Source organism: Haemophilus sp. HMSC071C11 (assembly GCF_001837655.1).
Classification (GTDB): Bacteria; Pseudomonadota; Gammaproteobacteria; order Enterobacterales; family Pasteurellaceae; genus Haemophilus; species Haemophilus influenzae.
In genome coordinates this window covers 61,349-85,113 of record NZ_KV833418.1, presented here as the reverse complement: position 1 = coordinate 85,113, position 23,765 = coordinate 61,349, and the positions used below count along the sequence as shown (strand labels likewise).

18 protein-coding genes and 1 tRNA gene are annotated in these 23,765 nt (G+C 38.7%); 7 read left to right on the top strand and 12 right to left on the bottom strand.

The genetic code is table 11. The features are described from left to right. Complete coding sequence (gene accD, locus HMPREF2644_RS05560; protein WP_005694317.1) at positions 1 to 891, bottom strand: acetyl-CoA carboxylase, carboxyltransferase subunit beta; 891 nt, start codon at positions 889 to 891, stop codon at positions 1 to 3. A 193-nt stretch (positions 892 to 1,084) separates the two neighbouring features. Between accD and HMPREF2644_RS05555 the strand changes: the two genes are divergently transcribed. Beyond that, the gene (locus HMPREF2644_RS05555) at positions 1,085 to 2,476 is read left to right on the top strand and encodes a DegQ family serine endoprotease (protein WP_011272698.1); all 1,392 of its coding nucleotides are present in this window, start codon (positions 1,085 to 1,087) and stop codon (positions 2,474 to 2,476) included. 52 nt (positions 2,477 to 2,528) lie between these two features. Here HMPREF2644_RS05555 and mfd read toward each other — a convergent pair whose 3' ends face one another. From mfd to HMPREF2644_RS05525, 7 genes are all read right to left on the bottom strand, one after another. After that, complete coding sequence (mfd, locus tag HMPREF2644_RS05550) at positions 2,529 to 5,969, bottom strand: transcription-repair coupling factor (protein WP_038441069.1); 3,441 nt, start codon at positions 5,967 to 5,969, stop codon at positions 2,529 to 2,531. Between the two features lie 101 nt (positions 5,970 to 6,070). Beyond that, entirely contained in the window at positions 6,071 to 6,244 is a 174-nt protein-coding gene (locus HMPREF2644_RS09280) for a DUF5363 domain-containing protein (protein WP_011272700.1), read from the bottom strand. Then, positions 6,241 to 8,211: a tRNA(Met) cytidine acetyltransferase TmcA gene (locus tag HMPREF2644_RS05545; protein ID WP_011961904.1), complete on the bottom strand. Its 1,971-nt coding sequence runs from the start codon at positions 8,209 to 8,211 to the stop codon at positions 6,241 to 6,243. The genes HMPREF2644_RS09280 and HMPREF2644_RS05545 overlap by 4 nt, the downstream gene beginning before the upstream one ends. A 4-nt stretch (positions 8,212 to 8,215) precedes the next feature. After that, on the bottom strand, positions 8,216 to 8,557 hold the full coding sequence (locus tag HMPREF2644_RS05540; protein ID WP_005652996.1) for a SirB2 family protein: 342 nt from the start codon (positions 8,555 to 8,557) through the stop codon (positions 8,216 to 8,218). 61 nt (positions 8,558 to 8,618) lie between these two features. Further along, positions 8,619 to 10,289, bottom strand: coding sequence for an energy-dependent translational throttle protein EttA (gene ettA / locus HMPREF2644_RS05535; RefSeq protein WP_070828297.1), 1,671 nt, complete (start codon positions 10,287 to 10,289; stop codon positions 8,619 to 8,621). A 162-nt stretch (positions 10,290 to 10,451) separates the two neighbouring features. Further along, positions 10,452 to 10,775, bottom strand: coding sequence for a HigA family addiction module antitoxin (locus tag HMPREF2644_RS05530; protein WP_005650217.1), 324 nt, complete (start codon positions 10,773 to 10,775; stop codon positions 10,452 to 10,454). A 10-nt stretch (positions 10,776 to 10,785) separates the two neighbouring features. After that, on the bottom strand, positions 10,786 to 11,091 hold the full coding sequence (locus tag HMPREF2644_RS05525; protein WP_005650215.1) for a type II toxin-antitoxin system RelE/ParE family toxin: 306 nt from the start codon (positions 11,089 to 11,091) through the stop codon (positions 10,786 to 10,788). A 324-nt stretch (positions 11,092 to 11,415) separates the two neighbouring features. Here HMPREF2644_RS05525 and zevA point away from each other — a divergent pair, with 324 nt between their 5' ends. Both zevA and zevB read left to right on the top strand, forming a co-directional pair. Next, complete coding sequence (gene zevA, locus HMPREF2644_RS05520; protein ID WP_005694310.1) at positions 11,416 to 12,036, top strand: zinc transporter binding subunit ZevA; 621 nt, start codon at positions 11,416 to 11,418, stop codon at positions 12,034 to 12,036. Between the two features lie 2 nt (positions 12,037 to 12,038). Next, positions 12,039 to 13,007 carry a zinc transporter permease subunit ZevB gene (zevB, locus tag HMPREF2644_RS05515; RefSeq protein WP_038441067.1) on the top strand — a complete coding sequence of 323 codons (969 nt, stop codon included), beginning with the start codon at positions 12,039 to 12,041 and terminating at the stop codon, positions 13,005 to 13,007. 102 nt (positions 13,008 to 13,109) lie between these two features. Here the strand turns inward: zevB and HMPREF2644_RS05510 are convergent. Next, positions 13,110 to 13,185 (bottom strand) — tRNA-Asn (locus tag HMPREF2644_RS05510). Positions 13,186 to 13,622: 437 nt separating this feature from the next. Here HMPREF2644_RS05510 and uvrB point away from each other — a divergent pair. After that, positions 13,623 to 15,656: an excinuclease ABC subunit UvrB gene (gene uvrB / locus HMPREF2644_RS05505; RefSeq protein WP_070828296.1), complete on the top strand. Its 2,034-nt coding sequence runs from the start codon at positions 13,623 to 13,625 to the stop codon at positions 15,654 to 15,656. Positions 15,657 to 15,693: 37 nt separating this feature from the next. Here the strand turns inward: uvrB and HMPREF2644_RS05500 are convergent, their stop codons facing one another. Further along, positions 15,694 to 17,619 (bottom strand): LTA synthase family protein, encoded by a 1,926-nt coding sequence (locus HMPREF2644_RS05500; protein WP_070828295.1) that lies wholly within the window; start codon positions 17,617 to 17,619, stop codon positions 15,694 to 15,696. 224 nt (positions 17,620 to 17,843) lie between these two features. Further along, complete coding sequence (locus HMPREF2644_RS05495; protein WP_070828294.1) at positions 17,844 to 20,114, bottom strand: NADP-dependent malic enzyme; 2,271 nt, start codon at positions 20,112 to 20,114, stop codon at positions 17,844 to 17,846. 197 nt (positions 20,115 to 20,311) lie between these two features. Between HMPREF2644_RS05495 and HMPREF2644_RS05490 the strand changes: the two genes are divergently transcribed. From HMPREF2644_RS05490 to HMPREF2644_RS05480, 3 genes are all read left to right on the top strand, one after another. Beyond that, the gene (locus HMPREF2644_RS05490; protein WP_038441059.1) at positions 20,312 to 20,932 is read left to right on the top strand and encodes a DUF1919 domain-containing protein; all 621 of its coding nucleotides are present in this window, start codon (positions 20,312 to 20,314) and stop codon (positions 20,930 to 20,932) included. Between the two features lie 95 nt (positions 20,933 to 21,027). Further along, the gene (gene rsuA / locus HMPREF2644_RS05485) at positions 21,028 to 21,726 is read left to right on the top strand and encodes a 16S rRNA pseudouridine(516) synthase RsuA (RefSeq protein ID WP_038441057.1); all 699 of its coding nucleotides are present in this window, start codon (positions 21,028 to 21,030) and stop codon (positions 21,724 to 21,726) included. Position 21,727: 1 nt separating this feature from the next. After that, positions 21,728 to 22,924, top strand: a complete 1,197-nt coding sequence (locus tag HMPREF2644_RS05480) for a Bcr/CflA family multidrug efflux MFS transporter (protein ID WP_005689530.1) — start codon at positions 21,728 to 21,730, stop codon at positions 22,922 to 22,924. A gap of 31 nt (positions 22,925 to 22,955) precedes the next feature. Here the strand turns inward: HMPREF2644_RS05480 and HMPREF2644_RS05475 are convergent, their stop codons facing one another. After that, the gene (locus HMPREF2644_RS05475) at positions 22,956 to 23,756 is read right to left on the bottom strand and encodes a hypothetical protein (protein WP_011272708.1); all 801 of its coding nucleotides are present in this window, start codon (positions 23,754 to 23,756) and stop codon (positions 22,956 to 22,958) included. Between the last annotated feature and the right edge of the window lie 9 nt (positions 23,757 to 23,765).

Here is a 23,765-nt window from a genome sequence, read left to right as displayed (position 1 = left end):
TTATTCATCTTCTGAAATGAGTTCAGGTTCTACAAAAGGAGAAGGTTGATTCGTTAATTTACTCAGTACACTTGCTAAAGTTTGACGCATTTCTGAACGTTTCACGATCATATCAATTGCCCCTTTCTCAAGTAGAAACTCACTACGTTGGAAACCTTCTGGCAATTTTTCACGCACAGTTTGTTCAATAACGCGTGGCCCTGCAAAACCAATTAAGGCTTTTGGCTCGGCAATATTTAAATCCCCTAACATCGCAAAACTGGCTGATACGCCGCCTAAAGTCGGATCCGTTAATACTGAAATAAATGGCACACCCTTTTCACGCATTTGAGCAAGTACGGCACTGGTTTTTGCCATTTGCATTAAAGAGAATAATGCTTCCTGCATACGAGCACCACCACTCGCAGAGAAACATACAAACGGACAATTCATTTCCATCGCTTTTTCAGCCGCTTTAACAAATTTTGCACCAACTACAGAACCCATTGAACCGCCCATAAAAGCAAAGTTCGATGCAGCCACAACGATTGGCATATTATAAAGTGTACCTGTCATAGTAATTAGCGCATCTTTCTCGCCCGTTTCTTTTTGCGCCGCATTGATACGATCTTTATATTTCTTTAAATCTTTGAATTTTAAAATATCTTTTGGTTCTAAATCTGCCGCAATTTCTTGGCTTGAATCTTCGTCCAATAAATTTAATAAACGCTCACGAGCATCAATACGCATATGATGACCACATTTCGGGCAAACATACAGATTACGTTTGAGTTCTTCACTATAAAGTACTTGTTCACAAGCAGTACATTTTGTCCACACGCCTTCTGGCACATTGGCTTTTCGAGTGGAAGAAGAAGGACTTTTACTAAAAATTCGGTTAATCCAGCTCATTTTTTGACCTTTTTATTGACTAGAAAATTGCGCGTATTAGAACATAAATTTATAGAATTTGCTACTTGTAAGACCGTTTTTGTACTGCTCCGATTTCCTTTTAAACAAGATAATTTGCTCTCCTCTTATTGAACATTTTTTTTATTTTTTTGTCTTACAGACCACGTTATCTGAAATTTATTTTGGAGTATTTATGAAAAAAACACGTTTTGTATTAAATAGTATTGCACTTGGATTAAGTGTATTAAGCACATCATTTGTTGCTCAAGCCACTTTGCCAAGTTTTGTTTCGGAACAAAACAGTCTTGCACCGATGTTAGAAAAAGTACAACCTGCCGTTGTCACTCTTTCCGTTGAAGGAAAAGCTAAAGTAGATTCTCGTTCTCCTTTCCTAGACGATATTCCTGAAGAATTTAAATTCTTCTTTGGCGATCGTTTTGCCGAACAATTTGGTGGACGTGGAGAGTCAAAGCGTAACTTCCGTGGTTTAGGTTCTGGTGTCATTATTAATGCAAGCAAAGGCTATGTTTTAACCAATAATCATGTTATTGATGGAGCTGATAAAATTACCGTGCAATTACAAGATGGGCGTGAATTTAAAGCAAAATTAGTGGGTAAAGATGAACAATCAGATATTGCATTAGTACAGCTTGAAAAACCAAGTAATTTAACAGAAATCAAATTTGCTGATTCCGACAAATTACGCGTAGGCGATTTCACTGTTGCAATCGGTAATCCATTTGGTTTAGGTCAAACTGTGACATCAGGTATTGTTTCTGCATTGGGTCGTTCAACAGGTTCTGACAGTGGCACTTATGAAAACTATATTCAAACCGATGCAGCAGTAAACCGCGGTAATTCGGGTGGTGCATTAGTCAATCTAAATGGCGAACTTATTGGAATTAATACCGCAATTATTTCTCCAAGCGGTGGCAATGCAGGAATTGCCTTTGCGATTCCAAGTAATCAAGCAAGCAATTTAGTGCAACAAATTTTAGAATTTGGTCAAGTGCGTCGCGGATTGCTTGGTATTAAAGGGGGCGAACTCAATGCTGATTTAGCCAAAGCCTTTAATGTAAGCGCGCAACAAGGCGCATTTGTAAGTGAAGTTTTACCGAAATCTGCTGCTGAAAAAGCAGGACTTAAAGCGGGCGATATTATCACGGCGATGAACGGTCAAAAAATCTCAAGTTTCGCTGAAATTCGTGCAAAAATCGCAACCACTGGTGCAGGCAAAGAGATTAGCTTGACTTACTTACGTGATGGCAAATCCCACGACGTTAAAATGAAATTACAAGCGGATGATGGTAGCCAACTTTCCTCAAAAACTGAGTTGCCTGCATTAGATGGTGCAACATTGAAAGACTACGATGCTAAAGGCGTTAAAGGAATTAAAATCACAAAAATTCAACCTAATTCGCTGGCTGCACAACGTGGTTTAAAATCGGGCGATATTATTATTGGTATTAATCGTCAAATGATCGAAAACATTCGTGAATTAAATAAAGTGCTTGAAACTGAACCGTCAGCAGTTGCACTTAATATTTTACGAGGTGACAGTAATTTCTATTTATTAGTGCAATAATCTGCTTGATATATTTAAGAAAAAAGTCCGATCACAATGATCGGGCTTCTTTTTATGCAGCAATCGTTCTTAACAAATCCACCACAAATTCTAACCGCACTTTGTTATCGGATAGATCTTTCATAAACTTAAATTTTAATGGGCCATCAAATCGATACACAATAGGTTCTTTTTGAATTAATTGAATAAATTTATCTGGATTCACTTGTGCTTTTGCTGAAAACTCAATAAAACCGCCTTGTGTTCCAGCATCAATTCGCACAACGTTCAACGGCTCAACCAATAAACGCAACTCTGTAATTTGTAATAAATTTTTCGTTGCATCAGGCAATAATCCAAATCTGTCAATCAACTCAACTTTTAATTCATCTAATTCTGCTTTACTCTCTGCTGCAGCAATGCGTTTATAAAAGGATAAACGCATATTCACGTCTCCTAGATAATCATCAGGCAGTAAAGCAGGCACACGCAATTCAATATCCGCTTGTTGTTGCGTCAATTCTTCTAATGATGGTTCACGCCCTTCTTTTAACGCTTTAACCGCTGCATCCAATAATTCCATATAAAGCGAAAAACCGATGCTTTCAATTTGTCCACTTTGTTCGTTTCCAAGTAATTCGCCAGCACCACGAATCTCTAAATCGTGGGTTGCCAAGATAAAACCAGCCCCAAGATTATCAAGATTTTCCAACGCATCTAGACGGCGTTCAGCATCTTTTGTCATCATTTTAGGTGGGGGCGTAAGCAAATAAGCATAAGCCTGATGATGTGAACGCCCGACTCGTCCACGTAATTGATGCAACTGAGCCAAACCAAAATGATCCGCTCGTTCAATAATAATGGTATTTGCCGTTGGTACATCAATACCCGTTTCGATAATGGTTGAACAAACTAAGACGTTATAACGCTGATGATAAAAATCACTCATCACACGTTCTAACTCACGTTCTCTCATTTGTCCGTGCCCCACAATTACTCGCGCCTCTGGCACAAGCGTGGTCAGTTTTTCTGCTGTATTTTCAATGCTTGCGACATCATTGTGGAGATAATAAACCTGCCCACCTCGGAGAATTTCACGCAAAATCGCTTCTCGTACAACAAGATCGTCATTCTGACGGACGAAGGTTTTAATACTTAATCGGCGAGCAGGAGGTGTGGAAATAATGGAAAGATCACGAATGCCATTCATCGCCATATTAAGCGTTCGAGGAATTGGCGTTGCCGTTAGCGTAAGAATATCGATATTCGCACGAAGCTGTTTGATTTTCTCTTTTTGCCCTACACCAAAACGATGTTCTTCATCAATAATCAACAATCCAAGATCGTTAAATTTTACATCTGATTGAATTAATTTATGGGTACCAATTAATATATCGACTTTTCCTTCTGCAAGGTTTTCCAGAATTTGTTTTTGTTCTTTTGCAGTTTTGAAACGCGATAACACTTCGACATTCACAGGCAAATTCGCAAAACGATCTTTAAAATTCTCATAATGCTGTTGGGCTAACAGTGTGGTTGGCACTAGCACTGCTACTTGCTTATGATTCATCACAGCCAAAAAGGCAGCGCGCATTGCCACTTCAGTTTTACCAAAACCCACATCACCACAAACAAGGCGATCCATTGCCTTAGGCTGACACATATCCGAAATTACCGCATTAATTGCCATTTCCTGATCGTAGGTTTCTTCAAAAGGAAAGGTTGCGGAAAATTGTTGAAATTCTTCACGATCATATTTAAAGGCAAAGCCTTTCTTCGCTTCACGTTGTGCGTAAACATCTAATAACTCTGCCGCCACATCACGAATTTTCTCCGCAGCTTTTTGGCGTGATTTCGCCCAAGCCTCGTTCCCTAATTTATGTAATGGCGCACTTTCATCAGAGCCACCAACATAACGGCTAATCAAATGTAATGAAGTCACTGGCACATAAAGTTTCGATTCATTTGCATAATTTAGTAGCAAATATTCGGCTTTAATGCCGCCTGTATCTAAGGTGACCAAACCGCCATAACGTCCCACACCGTGATCAAGATGCACAACTGGTTGCCCTATTTTCAGTTCGGCAAGATTTCGTACAAGCGTATCAGGATTAATTGTTTTACGTTTGTCTCTAGAACGTTGTTGAATGCGCTCGCCAAGTAAATTAGCTTCGCCAATAATCGCAACAGGAAGCGATTGTTCAATTATAAAACCTTGTTCAAGAGAGCTGACTAACAAGCTAAATTTTTCATTTTCAATCTGTTCTAAAGATTGAATTTGTTTTGGCTTGAGTTTTAACGGTGAAAGCAAATCAAGCAAAGTCTCTCGGCGACCTTCCGTCTCCACAGAAAACAGTACATTTCCTTTAAAATGCTCAATAAATTGACGTAATTGTCCCAATGGTTCTTTTTGCTGGGATTGAATAGTCACTTCTGGTAGAGCGGCAACAGGTAAATTTTTCTGGCGTACCGATGACCGCACTTTTTCCGCTTTAAATGTAATACGTGGATAAGATTTCAATCGGCGATTGACTTCATCTACATTAAGCCATAATTTTTCAGGCGATAAAAGCGGACGCATCGGATCCACTTTACGTTGTTCATAACGCTGTTTGGCATCTTGATAAAAACGCTCGCCTTGCGTTTGATTATTTTCCATATCTACAAACAGCGTTTGCTCCGGCAAATAATCAAATAAAGTTGCCATTTCAGCAAAGAAAAGTGGCTGCCAATATTCAATGCCAGAAATCAAGGTACCTTTACTGATTTGCTGATAAATATGTTCGGGATCTCGGCGAATCTCCCCAAAAGTTTCACGAAATTGCGCACGGAAAAATTCAATCCCTTTGTCGTCCGTTGGAAATTCGTGAGCTGGCAAAAGATTAATTGAGTTAATTTCATCAAGAGTGCGTTGCGTATCCACATCAAAAGTGCGAATAGAATCAATTTCATCATCAAAAAAATCAAGGCGAAAAGGCACCGCACTTCCCATTGGGAAAAGATCCAACAAGGAACCACGAACTGCGTACTCGCCGTGTTCTAATACTTGCTCCACAGCTCGATAGCCCGCTGCTTCTAATTGTAAGCACATTTTATCGATGACCAAACGATCGCCTTTTTTAATCAGAAGCACATTGTGTTGTAAATATTGTGGCGGGCAAAGGCGTTGCATTAATGTCGAAATCGGCAATAAGAAAATGCCTTTTTTCGCATTTTGTAAATGGAAAAGCGCACTTAAACGAGAGGAAATAATTTCTTGATGGGGAGAAAAAGTATCGTAAGGTAAGGTTTCCCAATCAGGGAAAAGGCATACATTTTGACTGCTTAATTCCGATAAAACACGTGATAAACGCACCGCACTTCGTGTATCTGGAGTCACCACTACGGTTAAATTTTGGTTTTGCTCTGCAATTTCACTAATCGCCAATGCATCAGCGCCTGGTAATACATTGCCTAAAATTTTGTGATCATTGGGTTGGGTTGGAATATCAGGTTGGAAAAAAGCCGTTTTCATAAATATAAATAATGCGTCAATCTTGTGTAAAATTGAGGCATAGTGTACTGGAATTTGCTCTATCTTTCAATAAGTTCACTGTTTAAAAAAACAGTTAATATTTATTTCTTTAAAGAAGATTCTTTTGTCTTCAAATTACCATTTTCATCTTCTGTTGCTGACATAGGCACGCAGCTACAATTCGGTTGATCTAAACCCCATTCTTTAATGAAGTTGTCATATTTTTCAAGTGCGCGTTTAAACCAGCCTTTTGGTTTTGCGGTTTGTTCTGTCATAAAGTTCCTCGCTCTAAATATTGTTTAATTTCTAAACGCAAACATTCTACGCCTTTTTTCTTGTTAATAGGAAGTTGTTTTTTTGTTAAATAAGCGGAAATTAATGGGAAATTTTCTTTGCCCGCTAATTTTAATAAACGCCTCATCGCAGGAACGCTCGAAAATAAAGTGCGGTGAAAATTAGCGAAGTTTTTTAAGCTCATCCAATCAAAATCATCAAGCTGCCAATCAAGCTGATTTTGCTCAAAATTTATGGCAAACGGATGAAAAGATAAAGGGAGATTACGCTGAAATTGTTTGTACGCAGTATCAACTAAAGCCAAGCCTTCTTTGGAAAGTCCTTTAAGGGCAATCGCTGAATAACAACCACTACTCGCTTCTTGATGCTCGCCTAAATGCACCAAAACAAAACCGCACTTTTGCCAAAATTTTGCCAGTTCGTCGGTGTAGCCAAAACTCACTGAAAGAAAATCCACATCGGCATTTTCCATGGCTTGCATCAAATTTTGCCCAATGCCCTTTTGCTGCCAATTTGGCTGAACCGCTATACGAGAAATACGTAAAGATCGTAATTTACAGGCTTGAGGCAAGTTTTCATAGAAACATAACGCCTGTGGAACAAGATTCCCTTTCGGGCGGCGTTTGCCTTGTTGAATTTGAATAATCAACTCATCATCAGCCATATTTCCTTCTTCTAATGCCCAAATTGCACCGAGCAAATTCTGTTGATATTCGGCAAAATAAAAACGTTGATTTTCTCCATCAAGTAAACGGCGAAGATCGAGTGGCGATGTTCGATAATGCGCCAATGTCATTAAGCCATAAAAATCTCGAAATAAAAATTGACGATTATATTTTCCTTTACTACCCTTACTTGTGAGGGGAGCTTCCAAAGCTTGAGGGAGGCTGGCTATATCTAAATCCCCCTTCCGCCCTTCGGGCACCTTCCCCCGCAAGCAGGGGAAGGAAAGATTTTTAGCGTTTTCCTCTATGTTATAAGTAATATTGTTATAGTCAAAGTGCTGAAAATCATCTTCGGCATTTAGCAACAAAAGATCATCAATAAAATGTTCTAACGGGTCATTTTCTTGCCAACGTAGGGGCTGTTTAAGCTCAAAATGCTGAAAAGTGCGGTGAATTTTCCGTTTAAATTTTAATTCGAAACCACGCCCCGTACCTTCATAGCTATGAATTGTTGTGCTGAAGACAATATGTTGAAAATATTGAGAATATTCTTGCAATAACGGCAATGGGATTACCGCCGCTTCATCTACCAGCAACCAAGCTGATTGACTGAATTCTGGTTCATGTTGTAACCGAATAGCCAGTTCATCAGGCGCGATAAATTCTATCTCTCGTTCTGAAAATTCAATAACGGAATGCACCGCACTTTTATTCGGTGCGGTGAGATAAACTGGTGCTTGAATTTGGTTAGCAAGCATACCCAATAATGCGGATTTTCCTCTTCCCCGCTTGGAGGTTAGAAAATAAATATCCTGCTCGGCTTGTAAAATAGTCTCGATAATTTGTTGTTGCGCTAACGTAGCATTTTTGTGATGTTCGTTAGAATAAAAAACCGTAGGAAATTCAACCGCACTTTCCTCTCTTAAAATGGGGAAATGATAACGTTCAATGCACTGTTTGAAATGATCAATAAAATTAGGCGTGGCGATTGCTGACTGATTTCCATTCCAACGTAAACTATCTTGATCAGGCTGCTGAGATAAATTTTCCCAATCAGATAACACTAAACAAAGTGTGCCGCCCATTTTCAGTGTTCCAGCTGCAATAGCCAGCGCTTCAAGATGAATGCCATTTCGCGCATCAAATAAGATATGTTCAAATTCTTGTCCAAGCAAATTCGTTGCTTTAGAAAAAGCAATGCCACTTTCGCCGATAATTAATACGTTATCAGGCACAAGCGGCAAAGTTTTGCAGATTAAAATTTGAAGCTGGCGAGATGACATCGTTTTATTTTAAATAGGCAATTAACATCGCACCAATAAAACTTACGCAAGCAAGCCAAAAGAAAATGCTTTTGGGTTGAGAAACTTTTTTACTGAAAAATTTTGCAGCAAACACAATATACAAAATCAGTAATGCGAATTTAGCCACTAACCACCATTCAATACCAAAAGCAAAGAGGTATAAAATGACGACGCCAGACACAATCAGCAAGGTATCTGATAAGTGCGGTAAAATTTTTAATAATTTTATCGAACGCCAATTTTTACCATTAAGCTGCATTGCACCACGAATTACTAACAATGCCAAACTTAAAAAGGCGAAAAAAATATGTAAATCAACTAACATAATCACTCCCAAAAAAGTAAGAAAAGTGCGGTCAAAATCCACCGCACTTTCTCAATCTAAATTACTTCGCAATACGTTTATATTTAATACGATGTGGCTGAGTGGCTGCATCGCCTAAGGTTTTCTTTTTCCACTCTTCGTAGTCTGAGAAGTTACCTTCATAGAACGTGACTTTACCTTCATCGCCGTAGTCTAAAATATGCGTTGCGATACGGTCTAAGAACCAACGGTCGTGCGAAATAACCATTGCACAGCCTGGGAATTCTAAGATCGCATTTTCTAAGGCACGCAAGGTTTCAACATCTAAGTCATTGGTTGGTTCGTCCAGTAATAGCACGTTACCACCACGTTGTAGAAGTTTCGCTAAGTGTAAACGACCACGTTCACCGCCCGATAATTCCCCCACACGTTTTTGTTGATCTACACCTTTGAAGTTGAAACGCCCCACATAAGCACGGCTTGGAATTTCAAAGTTGCCGATAGTAAGAATGTCTTGTCCATTAGACACTTCTTCCCACACAGTTTTCTTGTCATCCATTGAGTCACGGAACTGATCTACCGAAGCAAGCACAACGGTTTCGCCCATTGTCACAGAACCTGAATCTGGTTGTTCTTGACCTGACAACATACGGAATAAGGTTGATTTACCTGCACCGTTCGCTCCGATAATCCCAACAATTGCCCCTTTTGGAATACTGAATGATAAATCATCAATTAAAGTGCGGTCGCCATAAGACTTGGTTAAGTTTTGCACTTCAATCACTTTATCGCCTAAGCGTGGGCCAGGTGGAATAAAGAGTTCGTTCGTCTCGTTTCGTTTTTGATATTCGCCAGAGTTCAATTCATCAAAACGAACCATACGTGCTTTGCTTTTCGCTTGGCGACCTTTTGGATTTTGACGAACCCATTCTAACTCTTTCGCAATGGATTTTTGACGTGCGTTTTCAGTTGCTTGTTCTTGTTCTAAACGTTTCTCTTTTTGCTCTAACCAAGAAGAATAGTTGCCTTCCCAAGGAATGCCCTCGCCACGGTCAAGCTCTAAGATCCAACCAGCCACATTATCTAAGAAATAACGGTCGTGAGTGATTGCTACCACTGTACCCTCGTAGTCGTGTAAGAATCGCTCTAACCACGCCACAGATTCCGCATCTAAGTGGTTAGTTGGTTCATCTAACAACAACATATCTGGTTTTTCGAGTAATAAGCGGCAAAGTGCCACTCGGCGACGCTCACCACCAGATAAATGTTCAATTTTGGCATCCCAATCAGGTAAACGTAACGCATCTGCCGCACGCTCTAATTGGTTATCTAAATTATGCCCATCATGCGCTTGAATGATAGCTTCAAGATTGGCTTGTTCTGCCGCTAATTTATCAAAATCTGCATCAGGATCCGCATAAAGCGCATACACTTCATCTAAACGAGTCAGTGCATTTTTCACTTCAGAAACCGCTTCTTCCACTGCTTCACGCACGGTTTGTTGTGGCTCGAGTTTTGGCTCTTGCGGAAGATACCCAATTTTAATACCCGGTTGTGGACGAGCTTCCCCTTCAAACTCTTTATCTACGCCTGCCATAATGCGTAAAAGAGTCGATTTACCCGCACCATTTAAACCTAAAACCCCGATCTTAGCACCAGGGAAAAAGCTTAAAGAAATATCTTTCAAAATATGACGCTTCGGCGGCACTACTTTGCCGACACGATGCATCGTATACACAAATTGAGATGACATTAATAATTCCTCACAAAAAAATTCGCCCTATTCTACTGGAAAATAGGGCGAAAATATAGGAAACAAGTGGACAGATTTTGCAAAAGTTTGGCGAAACCTAACCACTTGTCAATATTTAGAGTGAAGTATTCCCTAAATTAAATAGACACTTTAGGGCTCAAATTACATTGCAAATGTAGAAGTATCATGCCGATGTAGAGCGGGCTTAACATTTGCAAGACTTTGTTGAAAACGTTTATTGTGTTCAAGGTCCCATAAATCAATACGTGTTTGCAGATTAAGCCAAAACTCAGGCGTAGTATCAAATACTTTAGCAAGTTTAACTGCCATTTCTAGCGTAATTCGTGAACTATTATTAACAATATTGCTTGCCGTATTACGATGTACATCTAAAATTTGAGCTAAATCACTAATTTTAAGACTTAAAGGTTCTAAAAACTCTTCTTGTAGAATTTCACCAACAGAGGTGGGTTTTCTCGTCATCATATTATCCTCCTTACAAATTATAAGAATGTGGATCTAAATATAAATTATTTACTTCGTTATTTTCATATTTAAAAATTAAACGATATTGTTTATTCACTCGAATAGAATAAATTTTATTTTCTTTTGGCTCAAGCAACTCCAAATGGTTAGCTGGTGGAGAACGTAAATCGTTGATATTTTCTGAGGCACTTATCATATCTAATTTTCTTGCCAATACTTTATACAAATTAGAAGGAATCTTACTATGAGTATCACCATATTGATAAAACCTATAAAGATAATCATCTCTAAAATGCTCACGCTTTAAATTAAACATCTATTATTCTCTTAGTTATACTCGAGCTGATCATAATAAGAATAAATGCACAATGCAAGAGTGCATCTTTCGACTTAGATAAAAAAAACCACCCGAAACGGGTGGCAGGAAAGTAGTTTAGCTATATTTATCATTATTTTATTTAGGAACTTTATGAATATCAAGCAATCACTTGACGGGAGCTATGTTACTGAATATTGAAAGGCAAGGGAAATGCTATTGAGAGTTTTTTTGATTTACATCAACATTTTTGACAGAAAAATTCGTTTTTGCGTGTAGAATAAACAACTTCAAATTCTAGCGTTCAAAATAATAGGATTTTTTGTGAAAACGTATTCATTATTACTCGGTTTATTCATTAGTTTTGGTGTTTTAGCCCATCCTCACGCATTTATTGATATACAAACCACGCCCATTATAGAAAATAATCAACTCACAGGTTTTTCAATGAAATGGACGTTGGATGAACCAAGTTCGTCTGCAGTTATTTATGATATGAAACAAGCTAGAACTAAAGCGGAAAAACAAAAACTTCTTGATGATGTAATGGGAAATATCGTCAGTGAGCATTATTTCAGCTATCTATATGATGCCCAGAATAATAAAATCAAATATTCCCCTCGCCCAAAAAATTACGGCATTAATGTTCAAGGCTTACAACTGCAATATTATTTTGATGTGCCACTCGCCCATCCGCAAAAGTTAGAAAAAAACACATTTAGCTTACAAACTTACGATCCCACTTATTATGTGGCGATGACTTACGCTTCAAAAAGTGCGGTAGATTTTTCCGCACTTTCGAAAAATTGCCAAGGAAAATTAATTGAACCTAATGTGGATGAAAAAATCCAAGCCTACGCATCTTCACTTGATAAATCCCAAAAGAACGAAGATGATTCCTTAGGCGTAATGTTCGCGCAAAAAATAATAATTCAATGTGAGTAGAAATGAAAAAATATAAAACTGGGCTCGTGTTATTAGTGATTGCACTCGCCTTACTTGGCTCTTTTTCCCCTTGGTTTTTCTTACATATTGCTGCATGGCAAAAAGATTTTAATCAGCTTATTTCGGAAAATTTACATCAAATTCAAAATAATAGCATCAAGGCAGGCATCACACTTATTTTCGCCAGCTTTGTTTACGGCGTACTTCATGCCCTCGGGCCAGGACACGGCAAATTTATTATTGCCAGCTATCTTTCCACGCATGAAAGCCAATTAAAACAAAGCACTATCTTGAGTTTACTTTCTTCCTTAATGCAAGGCATTGTCGCCATTACAGCAACAACATTGCTTGTTGTAGTGCTAAATCTTTCATCACGTTATTTCAAATTAAGCCAGCTTTGGTTAGAACGAACTGCCTTGCTATTATTGGTATTTCTCGGCTGTTATTGGATTTGGCAAGGTCTACGTGCCTATCGTAAAAAAGCTAAATTAGCCATTAAATCCCTCAATCCCCTCCCTCTACACGAAAAAAGTGCGGTGAAAAATAACCGCACTTTTCAGCCAAACACCTGTAGTTGTGGACACCAACATTTGCCAAGCCCGACGCAAACTGCACAAGCAACTAATTTAAAATCACAATTTCTCGTGATTCTAACAATTGGCATGCGCCCATGTAGCGGTGCAATTTTCGTTTTATTTTTAGCTTATATGCTTGATCTTTATAGCTGGGGAATTTTAGCTGTATTAGCCATGTCTTTCGGCACGGGGCTTATGCTGTCAGCCTTCGCAGGAATTGTACGTTATGCACGAAATACCGCAATCCACTTAGGGCATTGGTATAGTTCAAAAAATACGAAAGGAAAAAGCGAAAGCATCGTGAAACTAATCGCAGGTGGAATAATGCTATTTTTTGCCCTGAGTTTGTTATACGGCACAACCATCTCAACTGGCGGAAGCAAAATCCTATTTTGAAGTTAAAAATAAAGCCCATCAACATGATGGGCTCAAAATCTTTTGGTTGCTAATTTAGAATTTGTAAAAGGAGACAAACAAACTCTAAACCAAAAGAAAAATTGGCTCCTCCTGCTGGACTTGAACCAGCGACATATGGATTAACAGTCCACCGTTCTACCGACTGAACTAAGGAGGAATAAACTTTGTATCACAAGGAACAGGGCGCGAATTTTAATGATCGATAGTTAGCTTGTCAATGCAAAATTTAAAAAAATTTCATAAAAAAATAAAAAATTTCCTCATCTTTTATATACCCACCTAATATTTATTTTTCTATCCACAGAGCCTGTGGATAACTTTGTGGATTAACTTTTTAAAATTTTGCGGATCCCTTGTTCTTACAAGGATTATTCAATCTTGATTATAGATTAGCCTAAAATTAAATTTTAATTTAAAATCAATAAGTTAAGTTTTGTCTAGTAAAAATTTAAAGTTTTTTTAATGAATTTGTGACATCTTTCTCTTGACATCGCTAAGTCTGTGTAAAACTTAGATTTTTGCCTGATCAATTTTACACAGTAAATATGCTAAAATAGGCATTATTCAAAACTATCAAAAAACCGACCGCACTTTATGTCTGAAAAAATCAACACAAAACCATTCATTCTGCATTCCGACTTTCGTCCCTCTGGCGATCAGCCACAAGCTATCGAAAAATTGGCTGAAAATTTAACGGATGGTTTGGCGCATCAAACTTTACTCGGGGTAACTGGCTCGGGGAAGACGTTTACTATCGCCAATGTAATCGCTCAATTAAATCGCCCCGCGATGTTACTTGCACCGAATAAAACCCTTGCTGCTCAGCTTTATGCAGAAATGAAAGCTTTTTTTCCAGAAAATGCGGTGGAATATTTTGTGTCTTACTATGATTATTATCAGCCAGAAGCCTATGTGCCAAGCAGTGATACATTTATTGAAAAAGATGCGTCTATTAATGATCAAATTGAACAAATGCGACTTTCTGCGACGAAATCTTTTCTAGAACGTCGAGATACCATCGTGGTGGCTTCTGTTTCTGCAATTTATGGTTTGGGCGATCCTGATAGCTATTTACAAATGATGTTGCATTTACAACAAGGTGCCATTATCGATCAACGCCAAATTTTAGCGAAGTTAGCGGAATTGCAATATACCCGAAATGATCAAGCATTTCAGCGTGGAACTTTCCGTGTTCGCGGAGAAATTATTGATATTTTCCCTGCGGAATCTGATGATCGTGCGGTGCGTATTGAATTATTTGATGATGAAATCGAGCGTTTAAGTTTATTTGATCCGCTCACTGGTAGTAGTTTTGGTGCTGTACCACGTTTTACGATCTATCCTAAAACTCACTATGTGACGCCAAGAGAACGTATTTTAGATGCGATAGAAAACATCAAAAAAGAACTGGTATCACGCCGTGAATACTTCATTAAAGAACATAAACTTTTAGAAGAACAGCGTATCAGCCAACGAACCCAATTTGATATTGAAATGATGAATGAATTGGGCTATTGCTCGGGAATTGAAAACTACTCTCGCTATTTATCGGGCAGAAATGAGGGCGAACCACCACCAACATTATTTGATTATATGCCCTCTGATGCGATTTTAATTATTGATGAATCTCATGTAACTGTGCCTCAAATTGGTGGGATGTATCGTGGTGACCGTTCACGTAAAGAAACCTTAGTCGAATATGGTTTCCGTTTGCCGTCCGCATTGGATAATCGTCCGTTACGCTTTGAGGAATTTGAACGCTTAGCTCCGCAAACCATTTATGTTTCCGCAACACCAGGGCCTTATGAATTAGAAAAATCAGGCAGTGAAATCATCGATCAAGTGGTTCGCCCCACTGGTTTGCTTGATCCGCTTATTGAAATTCGTCCAGTGTCAATTCAAGTGGATGATTTACTTTCCGAAGCTCGCCAAAGAGCGGATAAAAATGAGCGAGTTTTAGTCACAACACTCACTAAAAAAATGGCGGAAGATTTAACGGATTATTTAGATGAACACGGGATTCGTGTGCGTTATCTACATTCTGATATTGATACCGTGGAACGCGTCGAAATTATCCGTGATTTGCGTTTAGGCGAATTTGATGTATTAGTGGGAATTAACTTATTGCGTGAAGGTTTAGATATTCCAGAAGTGTCTCTTGTGGCGATTTTAGATGCAGACAAAGAAGGATTTTTACGTTCCGAACGTTCTTTAATTCAAACCATCGGTCGTGCTGCACGAAACTTAAATGGTAAAGCGATTTTATATGCGGATAACATCACAAAATCCATGGAAAAAGCCATCACCGAAACCAATCGTCGTCGTGAAAAACAAACAAAATACAATGAAGAACACGGCATTGTGCCACAAGCATTAAATAAGAAAGTCGGCGAATTGTTAGATATTGGGCAAGGTGCAAACCAAAAAGCGAAAGCCAATAAACAACGTGGAAAAATGTCGGCAGAACCAACCGCACTTTATAATGCACCGAAAAATGCCAAAGAATATCAACAACAAATCAAAAAACTGGAACAACAAATGTATAAATTTGCGCAAGATTTGGAATTTGAAAAAGCCGCGGCAATTCGCGATCAATTACATCAATTGCGTGAACAATTTGTTTTTTGATAACTAAAAGAAACGCCAGCTTAAGCTGGCGTTCTGTCTATTTATTTTCACCTGAAGAATACAAGCGATTTTTATACAAATAACTACCTAATAAAGCATGAGCCAATGCCTCTTTTTTCATTGCATCAGGCACCTCTTTTGGCGTTAAAGTTTCTGTTGATTTATCATAATGATAACCTTGTGCTGCTTTATTTGGCATTTGAATTACCACATCATTATTGCCTTTCATCATTGCTTGAGTTTGATCGTATTGCATAAAAGCACGATCTGGGTTTACATCTTGCGTTAAATCAAAACCAATCATTGGATAATTGCCACTTACGCCAGCTAAAGAAAGCAATGTAGTTGGCATATCAATTTGGCTCACAAGACGGCTGTCACGACGTGGCGTAATGCCATCACCAAGAATCAAGGCTGGAATATGGAAATGCTTAATCGGCACAAGACTTGCTCCGCCTACACGAGAATCGTGATCCGCAACAATTAAGAAAATCGTATCTTTCCAATAATTAGACTGTTTTGCCATTTTAAAGAAATGACCTAAGGCATAATCCGCATATTTTGCTGCGTTATTACGAGTGGCTTTTGGTTGCTCATAAAGCTCAATCTTGCCATCTGGATATTCAAATGGATCGTGATTGCTGGAACTAAACACTAAACTAAAAAACGGTTTACCTTCATTTTGTAATTTCGTGAAAGTTTCATTGGCTTTATCAAATAAATCCTCATCACTCACGCCCCAAGTGCCAGTAAATTTTGGATTCTGATAGTCTTGTTGATCCCAAATATCTTTAAAGCCATTACCGTAGAAAAAGCTCGCCATATTGTCGAAGTGCTTTTCGCCACCATAAATAAAGGAAGTGTTATAGCCTTGTTTATGTAATAAATCCGCAATAGTAAAGAAACCACTTTGGGCATTATTAAGTTTCACCACTGCACGAGCTGGTGTTGGCGTAAAACCTGCGGTTGTTGCTTCAATACCACGTACTGAACGCGTGCCTGTTGCATAAAGATTTTCAAATAACCACCCTTCTTTTGCGAGCTGATCCACATTTGGAGAAAGTGGTTTGCCACCAAATGTTCCAATAAACTGAGCACCGAGACTTTCTTGTAGCAAAATCACGATATTTTTAGGTTTACCCTGATAAGTCGCGACATTTTTCGTTAAAGTTGGGTATTTATCTGAAATGTAATCACTTTCTGGACGGCCACGGCTAGCTTTAACAATACGAAACATTTCATCTGCATCCATTTTTCCGTACATTTCTGAAGATTTTTCTTCATCTTTAAATTGCTGTGCCGCATAAATGACGGAATAGCCCGAATTAAGCACCAGAGAATTCACTAACGCATCAGAAGAAAATGCCACCATGGCGGGGTTAATACCACGGTGTTGAAAACTTGAACGTGCCCCAAGGAAGCTCACGACAATCACAAGCAAAGCAATCACAGGGCGAAGTTTCCAACTGATTGAACGTAAATTTTTGACTGCCCAACCAGAAATTTTCCAATAAATCACGGCAGCTAAAATAGTGAAAACAAGGCTAAAAATTACCGCACTTAAATGTTCTTCCGCAAGCATTGAAAAAACTTCTTTCGGATAAATCAGATATTCGATAAATAAACGATTTGGGCGGTAATCGTAGGTTTCAATAAAGGCAGGTGTGGCAATTTCCATAAAGATAATGAACACGCTACCAAAGGTTAGCCATAGGCGTAAAATTTTTACCCAAACTTTACTGCTATGGAACAATGTTGTGAGCAATGCTGGTACGCCAAATAAATAACAAAGTGCCACAACATCCATTCGTACGCCTTGCAAAAATAATTGCAACCAGCCATCTACGGCGGATACACGCTCTGATTGCCATACAGCAAGTCCCAAACGGGATAAGGAAAGGATAATGAGATTAATTAACACGAATGTGAAGATGGGGAATAAAGGGGAATGCGCTTTTTTCATTGTAAAAACCACTAACACAACGGCATCCAAGCCGTATTAAATTAAAGAAAGATAGGCAACTGTCTATCAGCTCCTTTTCGACAAAATAAAAGCCTTAAAGTGCGGTAAATTTTCGCATAGTTTTACTTAATCTCAAATGTAAACACATTCACTAGAAAATAAAGCCTCGAGAAAAATCGAGGATTCATTAAATAAACGACAGAAATTCACCGCACTTTTTTTAATTACTCTTGTTGTGCTTTCACTGCTGCATAGGCAATCATATTGATAATACGACGAACAGATGCACCTGGATTAAGAATATGCGCAGATTTATTCATTCCCATTAAGATCGGGCCAACGGTAATTGCCGTAGTAGTGCCGCGTAATAAGCTATAACTAATACGTGATGCACTCAAATCAGGGAACACTAATAAATTTGCGCTTCCTTTCAATGGGCTATCAAACATTAATTCTTTTCTGTGTGCTTCATTCATCGCTAAATCTCCACGCATTTCACCATCGATCATTAAATGTGGATTGCGCTCTTTGACGATCTGTAATACTTCGCGCATTTTTGGTGCGCCTAATGAATCAGATGAACCAAAATTAGAATGAGAAAGCAATGCAACTGCAGGTTCAATACCAAAACGATGAATTTCTTCTGCTGCCATTAAGGTAATTTCAGCTAATTCTTCTGCTGTAGGATTACTGTTTACGTGAGTATCTGTTAAGAATACGTTACCAGTCGGTAATACAAGACTATTTAAAGCAGCGGCAGTTTTCACGCCGTCTTTTAAGCCAATAATATCTCGAATAGAGGCAAGGTGTTTTCCGTATGAACCAAATAAACCACATACTAAAGCGTCTGCATAACCTAAGCTAAGCAATGTAGAAGCTAATACGGTAGTGTTAGAACGCACGACACGTTTTGCGATTGCAGGTGTAATGCCTTTACGTTTAGTAAGTTCGTAATAGTGTTTCCAACATTCTTCATAGCGTGGATTATCTTCATTATCCACAATTTCAAAATCTACACCTGCAGTTAAACGTAAACCAAGTTTTTTAATTTTTTCTTCAATCACGCTGCGGCGACCAATTAAAATTGGATTTGCCAAGCCCATTGAAATCACTTCTTGGGTGGCATGTAATGCTTTATTTTCTTCCCCTTCCGCTAAAATAATGCGTTGTTTTGCCGATTTTGCTTGGCTGAAAATAGGACGCATAAACAAGCTCGTTTTGTAAACGAACTGAGTGAGTTTTTCAACATAAGCATCCCAATTTTGAATTGGACGAGTTGCCACACCAGATTCCATTGCAGCTTTTGCTACCGCTGGTGCAATACGCACAATCAAGCGAGGATCAAATGGACGAGGAATCACATAATCCGCACCAAATGTCGCCCCTTCGCCACCGTAAGCAGAGGTTACCACTTCGTTTTGCTCTTCTAATGCAAGGTCAGCAATGGCATAAACTGCCGCACGTTTCATTTCTTCATTAATAGTGGTTGCGCCCACATCTAATGCACCACGGAAAATAAATGGGAAACAAAGCACGTTATTTACTTGGTTTGGGTAATCGGAGCGGCCTGTACATACAATCGCATCAGGACGAACAGCTTTTGCTTCTGGCGGGGTAATTTCAGGATTTGGATTAGCTAAAGCAAGAATAATTGGATGCGCAGCCATACTTTTAACCATATCTTGCGTAAGCGCACCAGCCGCAGAACAACCTAAGAAAATATCTGCATTTGGAATCACATCACCAAGTTTACGCCAGCCATTATCTTCAATTGCATAATCTTTTTTGGTTTGATCCATTTTGTCATCACGATCTTTATATACCACGCCTTTCGAGTCGCAAACTGTGATATTTTCACGTTTCATGCCTAAAGAAAGTAATAAGTTCAAACACGCAATAGATGCAGCACCCGCACCAGAAGCCACTAAGCGTACATCTTCAATTTTTTTACCTACAATACGAAGAGAATTGATGATCGCAGCAGCACTGATGATCGCCGTGCCATGTTGGTCATCATGGAATACAGGAATATTCATTCGCTCACGCAATTTTTGTTCGATATAGAAGCATTCAGGTGCTTTAATATCTTCAAGATTTACCCCACCGAAAGTTGGCTCTAACGAGGCAATAATATCCACAAGTTTATCGGGATCATACTCATTCACTTCAATATCAAATACGTTGATGCCCGCAAATTTTTTGAACAACACGCCCTTTCCTTCCATTACGGGTTTGCCCGCTAGTGCGCCAATATTGCCAAGCCCAAGTACCGCTGTGCCATTGGAAATCACCGCCACTAAATTGCCACGTGCTGTATATTTGTAAGAGGCGGCAGGATCTTTTTCAATTTCTAAACAAGGCTCTGCCACACCCGGTGAATAAGCTAAGGCAAGATCACGTTGGGTTGCTAATGATTTTGTTGGGGTAACTTCGATTTTTCCAGGAATTGGAAATTCGTGGAAATCTAAGGCTGCTTGACGTAATTGTTCGGTCATAATAAATGCTCCATTTTCTTGAAACAGGATTGAAATATTGCGTCGATTATATCTGTTTTTTATTCAAAAAATTGTGACGAACTGCAAATTTTCACAACTTTATAACAAAATTTTTTTGATGCGAGGCATTAGCTAGACTTTTCATTTTTCAGCAAAAAAGGTAGGATTTTCGCAACAAAAGCATAAAGGATGAGAAAATGAATCCATTTCAAAAAATTAAAAGTGCGGTGAATAAATGCCAAAGATTTTTCATTAATCGCACTCTGCAACGTAAACTAACAAATCAAGGTATGACTGTCATTGCTGCCAATTGTATGGGTGCTTTTATCTTACATGATTTGCACCAGCCGTTTAATTCCCCTTTTGTGAATCTCTATCTCTCGCCACAGGATTTTTTGCGTTATTTACAAAATATGGATTTCTACCGTACTCAACCTCTCACATTCGTACAAACAGAAAAAAGTTATCCAGTGGGAAAACTTGCCGATCTTGAAATTCATTTTATGCATTATCACAGTGAGCAAGAAGCCAATGAAAAATGGCAACTTCGCACGCCACGAATGAAGTTAGACAATCTTTTTATTATGATGACAGATCGAGACGGCGTGACCGAAAAAGACATTCAACTTTTTGATCAACTCCCTTTCAAAAATAAAGTGATTTTTACTCACAAGCCCTATCCAGCTTTTAAATCGGCTTATTATATAAAAGGCTTCGAGAAGCAAAATCAGGTGGGCGATATTTTTGAATTTTCTGGCTGGAATGGGAAAAAATATTACGATCAATTCGATTACGTGAAGTGGTTTAATCAATCTTAACAGATAGAGGCTGCAGATTAAATGCAGCTTTTTTGTTTCGTTATAAAAGCAAAAACCTGTAAAATGCCTAGCGAATTTTAACAAGAGAAAACATAATGAGATTAGATAAATTTATTGCTGAAAATACGGGCTTAACGCGTTCTCAAGCAACAAAAGCGATCCGCCAAAGTGCGGTAAAAATTAATGGTGAAATTGTCAAAAGTGGTGCGGTTCAAATTTCACAAGAAGATAAAATCTATTTTGAAGATGAATTATTAACTTGGGTAGAAGAAGGCCAGTATTTTATGTTGCATAAGCCACAAGGCTGTGTTTGTTCTAATGATGACGGCGACTATCCAACAATTTATCAATTTTTTGATTACCCTTTAGCTGGAAAATTACATAGCGCAGGTCGCTTAGATGTGGATACGACAGGTTTCGTATTGCTTACCGATGATGGACAATGGTCACATCGCATCACTTCGCCAAAACATCATTGTGAAAAAACCTATTTGGTAACATTAGCTGATCCCGTAGAAGAAAATTATGCAGCGGCTTGTTCGGAAGGTATTTTATTACGCGGAGAAAAAGAGCCCACTAAACCAGCAAAATTAGAAATTTTAGATGATTACAATGTGAATCTGACCATTTCTGAAGGTCGTTATCATCAAGTAAAACGTATGTTTGCCGCACTTGGGAATAAAGTCGTTGGATTACATCGCTGGAAAATTGGTGATGTAGTGTTGGATGAATCCTTAGAAGAAGGCGAATACCGCCCATTAACTCAAAGTGAAATTGAAAAGTTAGTAAAATAATATGAATCAACAAAAATCGACTTTCATCTTTATTCTTACCCTCGGTATTCTCTCTATGCTACCGCCCTTTGGCGTGGATATGTATTTGCCGTCTTTTTTAGAAATTGCGAAAGATCTCGGCGTGAGTCCAGAACAAGTACAACACACGCTCACCTCTTTTGCTTATGGCATGGCGTTTGGTCAGCTTTTTTGGGGGCCTTTTGGTGATAGTTTCGGACGAAAACCGATCATTTTACTCGGTGTTATTGTGGGTGCATTAACAGCTTTAGTGCTTACCGAAATAAATTCAGTTGGAAATTTTACCGCACTTCGTTTTGTGCAAGGTTTCTTTGGTGCCGCACCTGTAGTACTTTCTGGCGCATTATTGCGTGATTTATTTAGTAAAGATCAGCTATCCAAAGTGATGTCCACCATTACGTTAGTGTTTATGCTTGCGCCTTTAGTTGCGCCAATTATTGGGGGTTACATCGTTAAATTTTTCCATTGGCATGCGATTTTTTACGTTATTTCGCTTGTGGGATTATTAGCCGCTGCATTGGTCTTTTTCATCATTCCAGAAACCCATAAAAAAGAAAATCGCATTCCGCTGCGCTTAAATATTATCGCTCGCAATTTCCTTCTGCTTTGGAAGCAAAAAGAAGTGCTTGGCTATATGTTTGCCGCCTCTTTTAGCTTTGGCGGGTTGTTTGCTTTTGTGACGGCAGGATCAATTGTCTATATCGGCATTTATGGCGTTCCCGTCGATCAGTTCGGTTATTTCTTTATGATGAATATCGTTACGATGATCTTTGCCTCGTTTTTAAATAGCCGATTTGTTACTAAAGTGGGTGCAGAAACAATGTTACGGATAGCCCTCGCAATTCAATTCCTTTCTGGAATGTGGCTAATTTTGACCGCACTTTTAGATCTTGGTTTTTGGCCAATGGCAATTGGCGTCGCCTTTTTCGTCGGTCCAAACCCAGTGATTTCATCAAATGCAATGGCATCAGCTTTAGAAAAATGTCCTCAAATGGCGGGAACAACAAATTCTTTGATTGGTAGCGTACGTTTTGCAGTGGGTGCAATTATGGGAAGTTTAGTCGCGTCAATGAAAATGGATACTGCCGCACCAATGCTCTTTACTATGGGGGCATGTGTCGTGATTTCCGTGTTGGCGTATTACTTTCTAACCAGCCGAAATCTTAAAAGCCGTGGGTAAATTCCCCACGGCGCAATGATTGTTTTCTTTATTAAACAAAAACCATCCATAACGGCAAGCAAACAGCAATAAATAATAGGATAAATAAACTATTGGTAGATAATATCCACTTTTGGAAACTATGCAGAATCAGAATAGCCGCAATCACAAAATGGCAAACAAAATAAATGATGTAGGCAAAAACACTGTCAGAATTAACCGCACTTTCCATACCATTTAAAAGTAAAAATAAAAACATTGCCAAAGCATTTAGAGCAAGCAATATAATCATTGCTAAGGGCAACAATGCTATAAAACCTTGTAAACGATTTCGTGCAATAACAAGCGCAAGATTTGCTAAAATCACGCCAGATAAAATTGGTGCAAAAGGGTTATATTCAGCAAAATCACTCGCAGGAAGCACGGTAAAAATCATTAAATAACTCAAGCAACCTAAACCCGCAATTAATGCAGCCATCAATAAAAAGCTGTTACGAATTTTTTCAGTTTTGGGTTGTTTCCAAATAAAATACACGACAGAAAGACCACATACGCTCATTACGTTAGTAAGCGTGTGATTATTTTGTAATAGGCTTATCAGCAACCACACTGCCCAATAAATAGCAAAAGTCATATTCACTTTGATTAAACGACCACGTTGTCCTGGGCAAATTTCGCCGCGATAAAACACCAACAACGAAATTAACTGTGCAACCAACACGCCTACACCTAAATGAGGCATTGTTTGCTTTTCAGATTGCAAAGAAAAAATAAATAGATCGATGCCAAGCACCATTGAGATCGATAATACCGCAAGCAATGCTGCGATATATTTAGAAGATTGTTCTGACATAATTTTGAC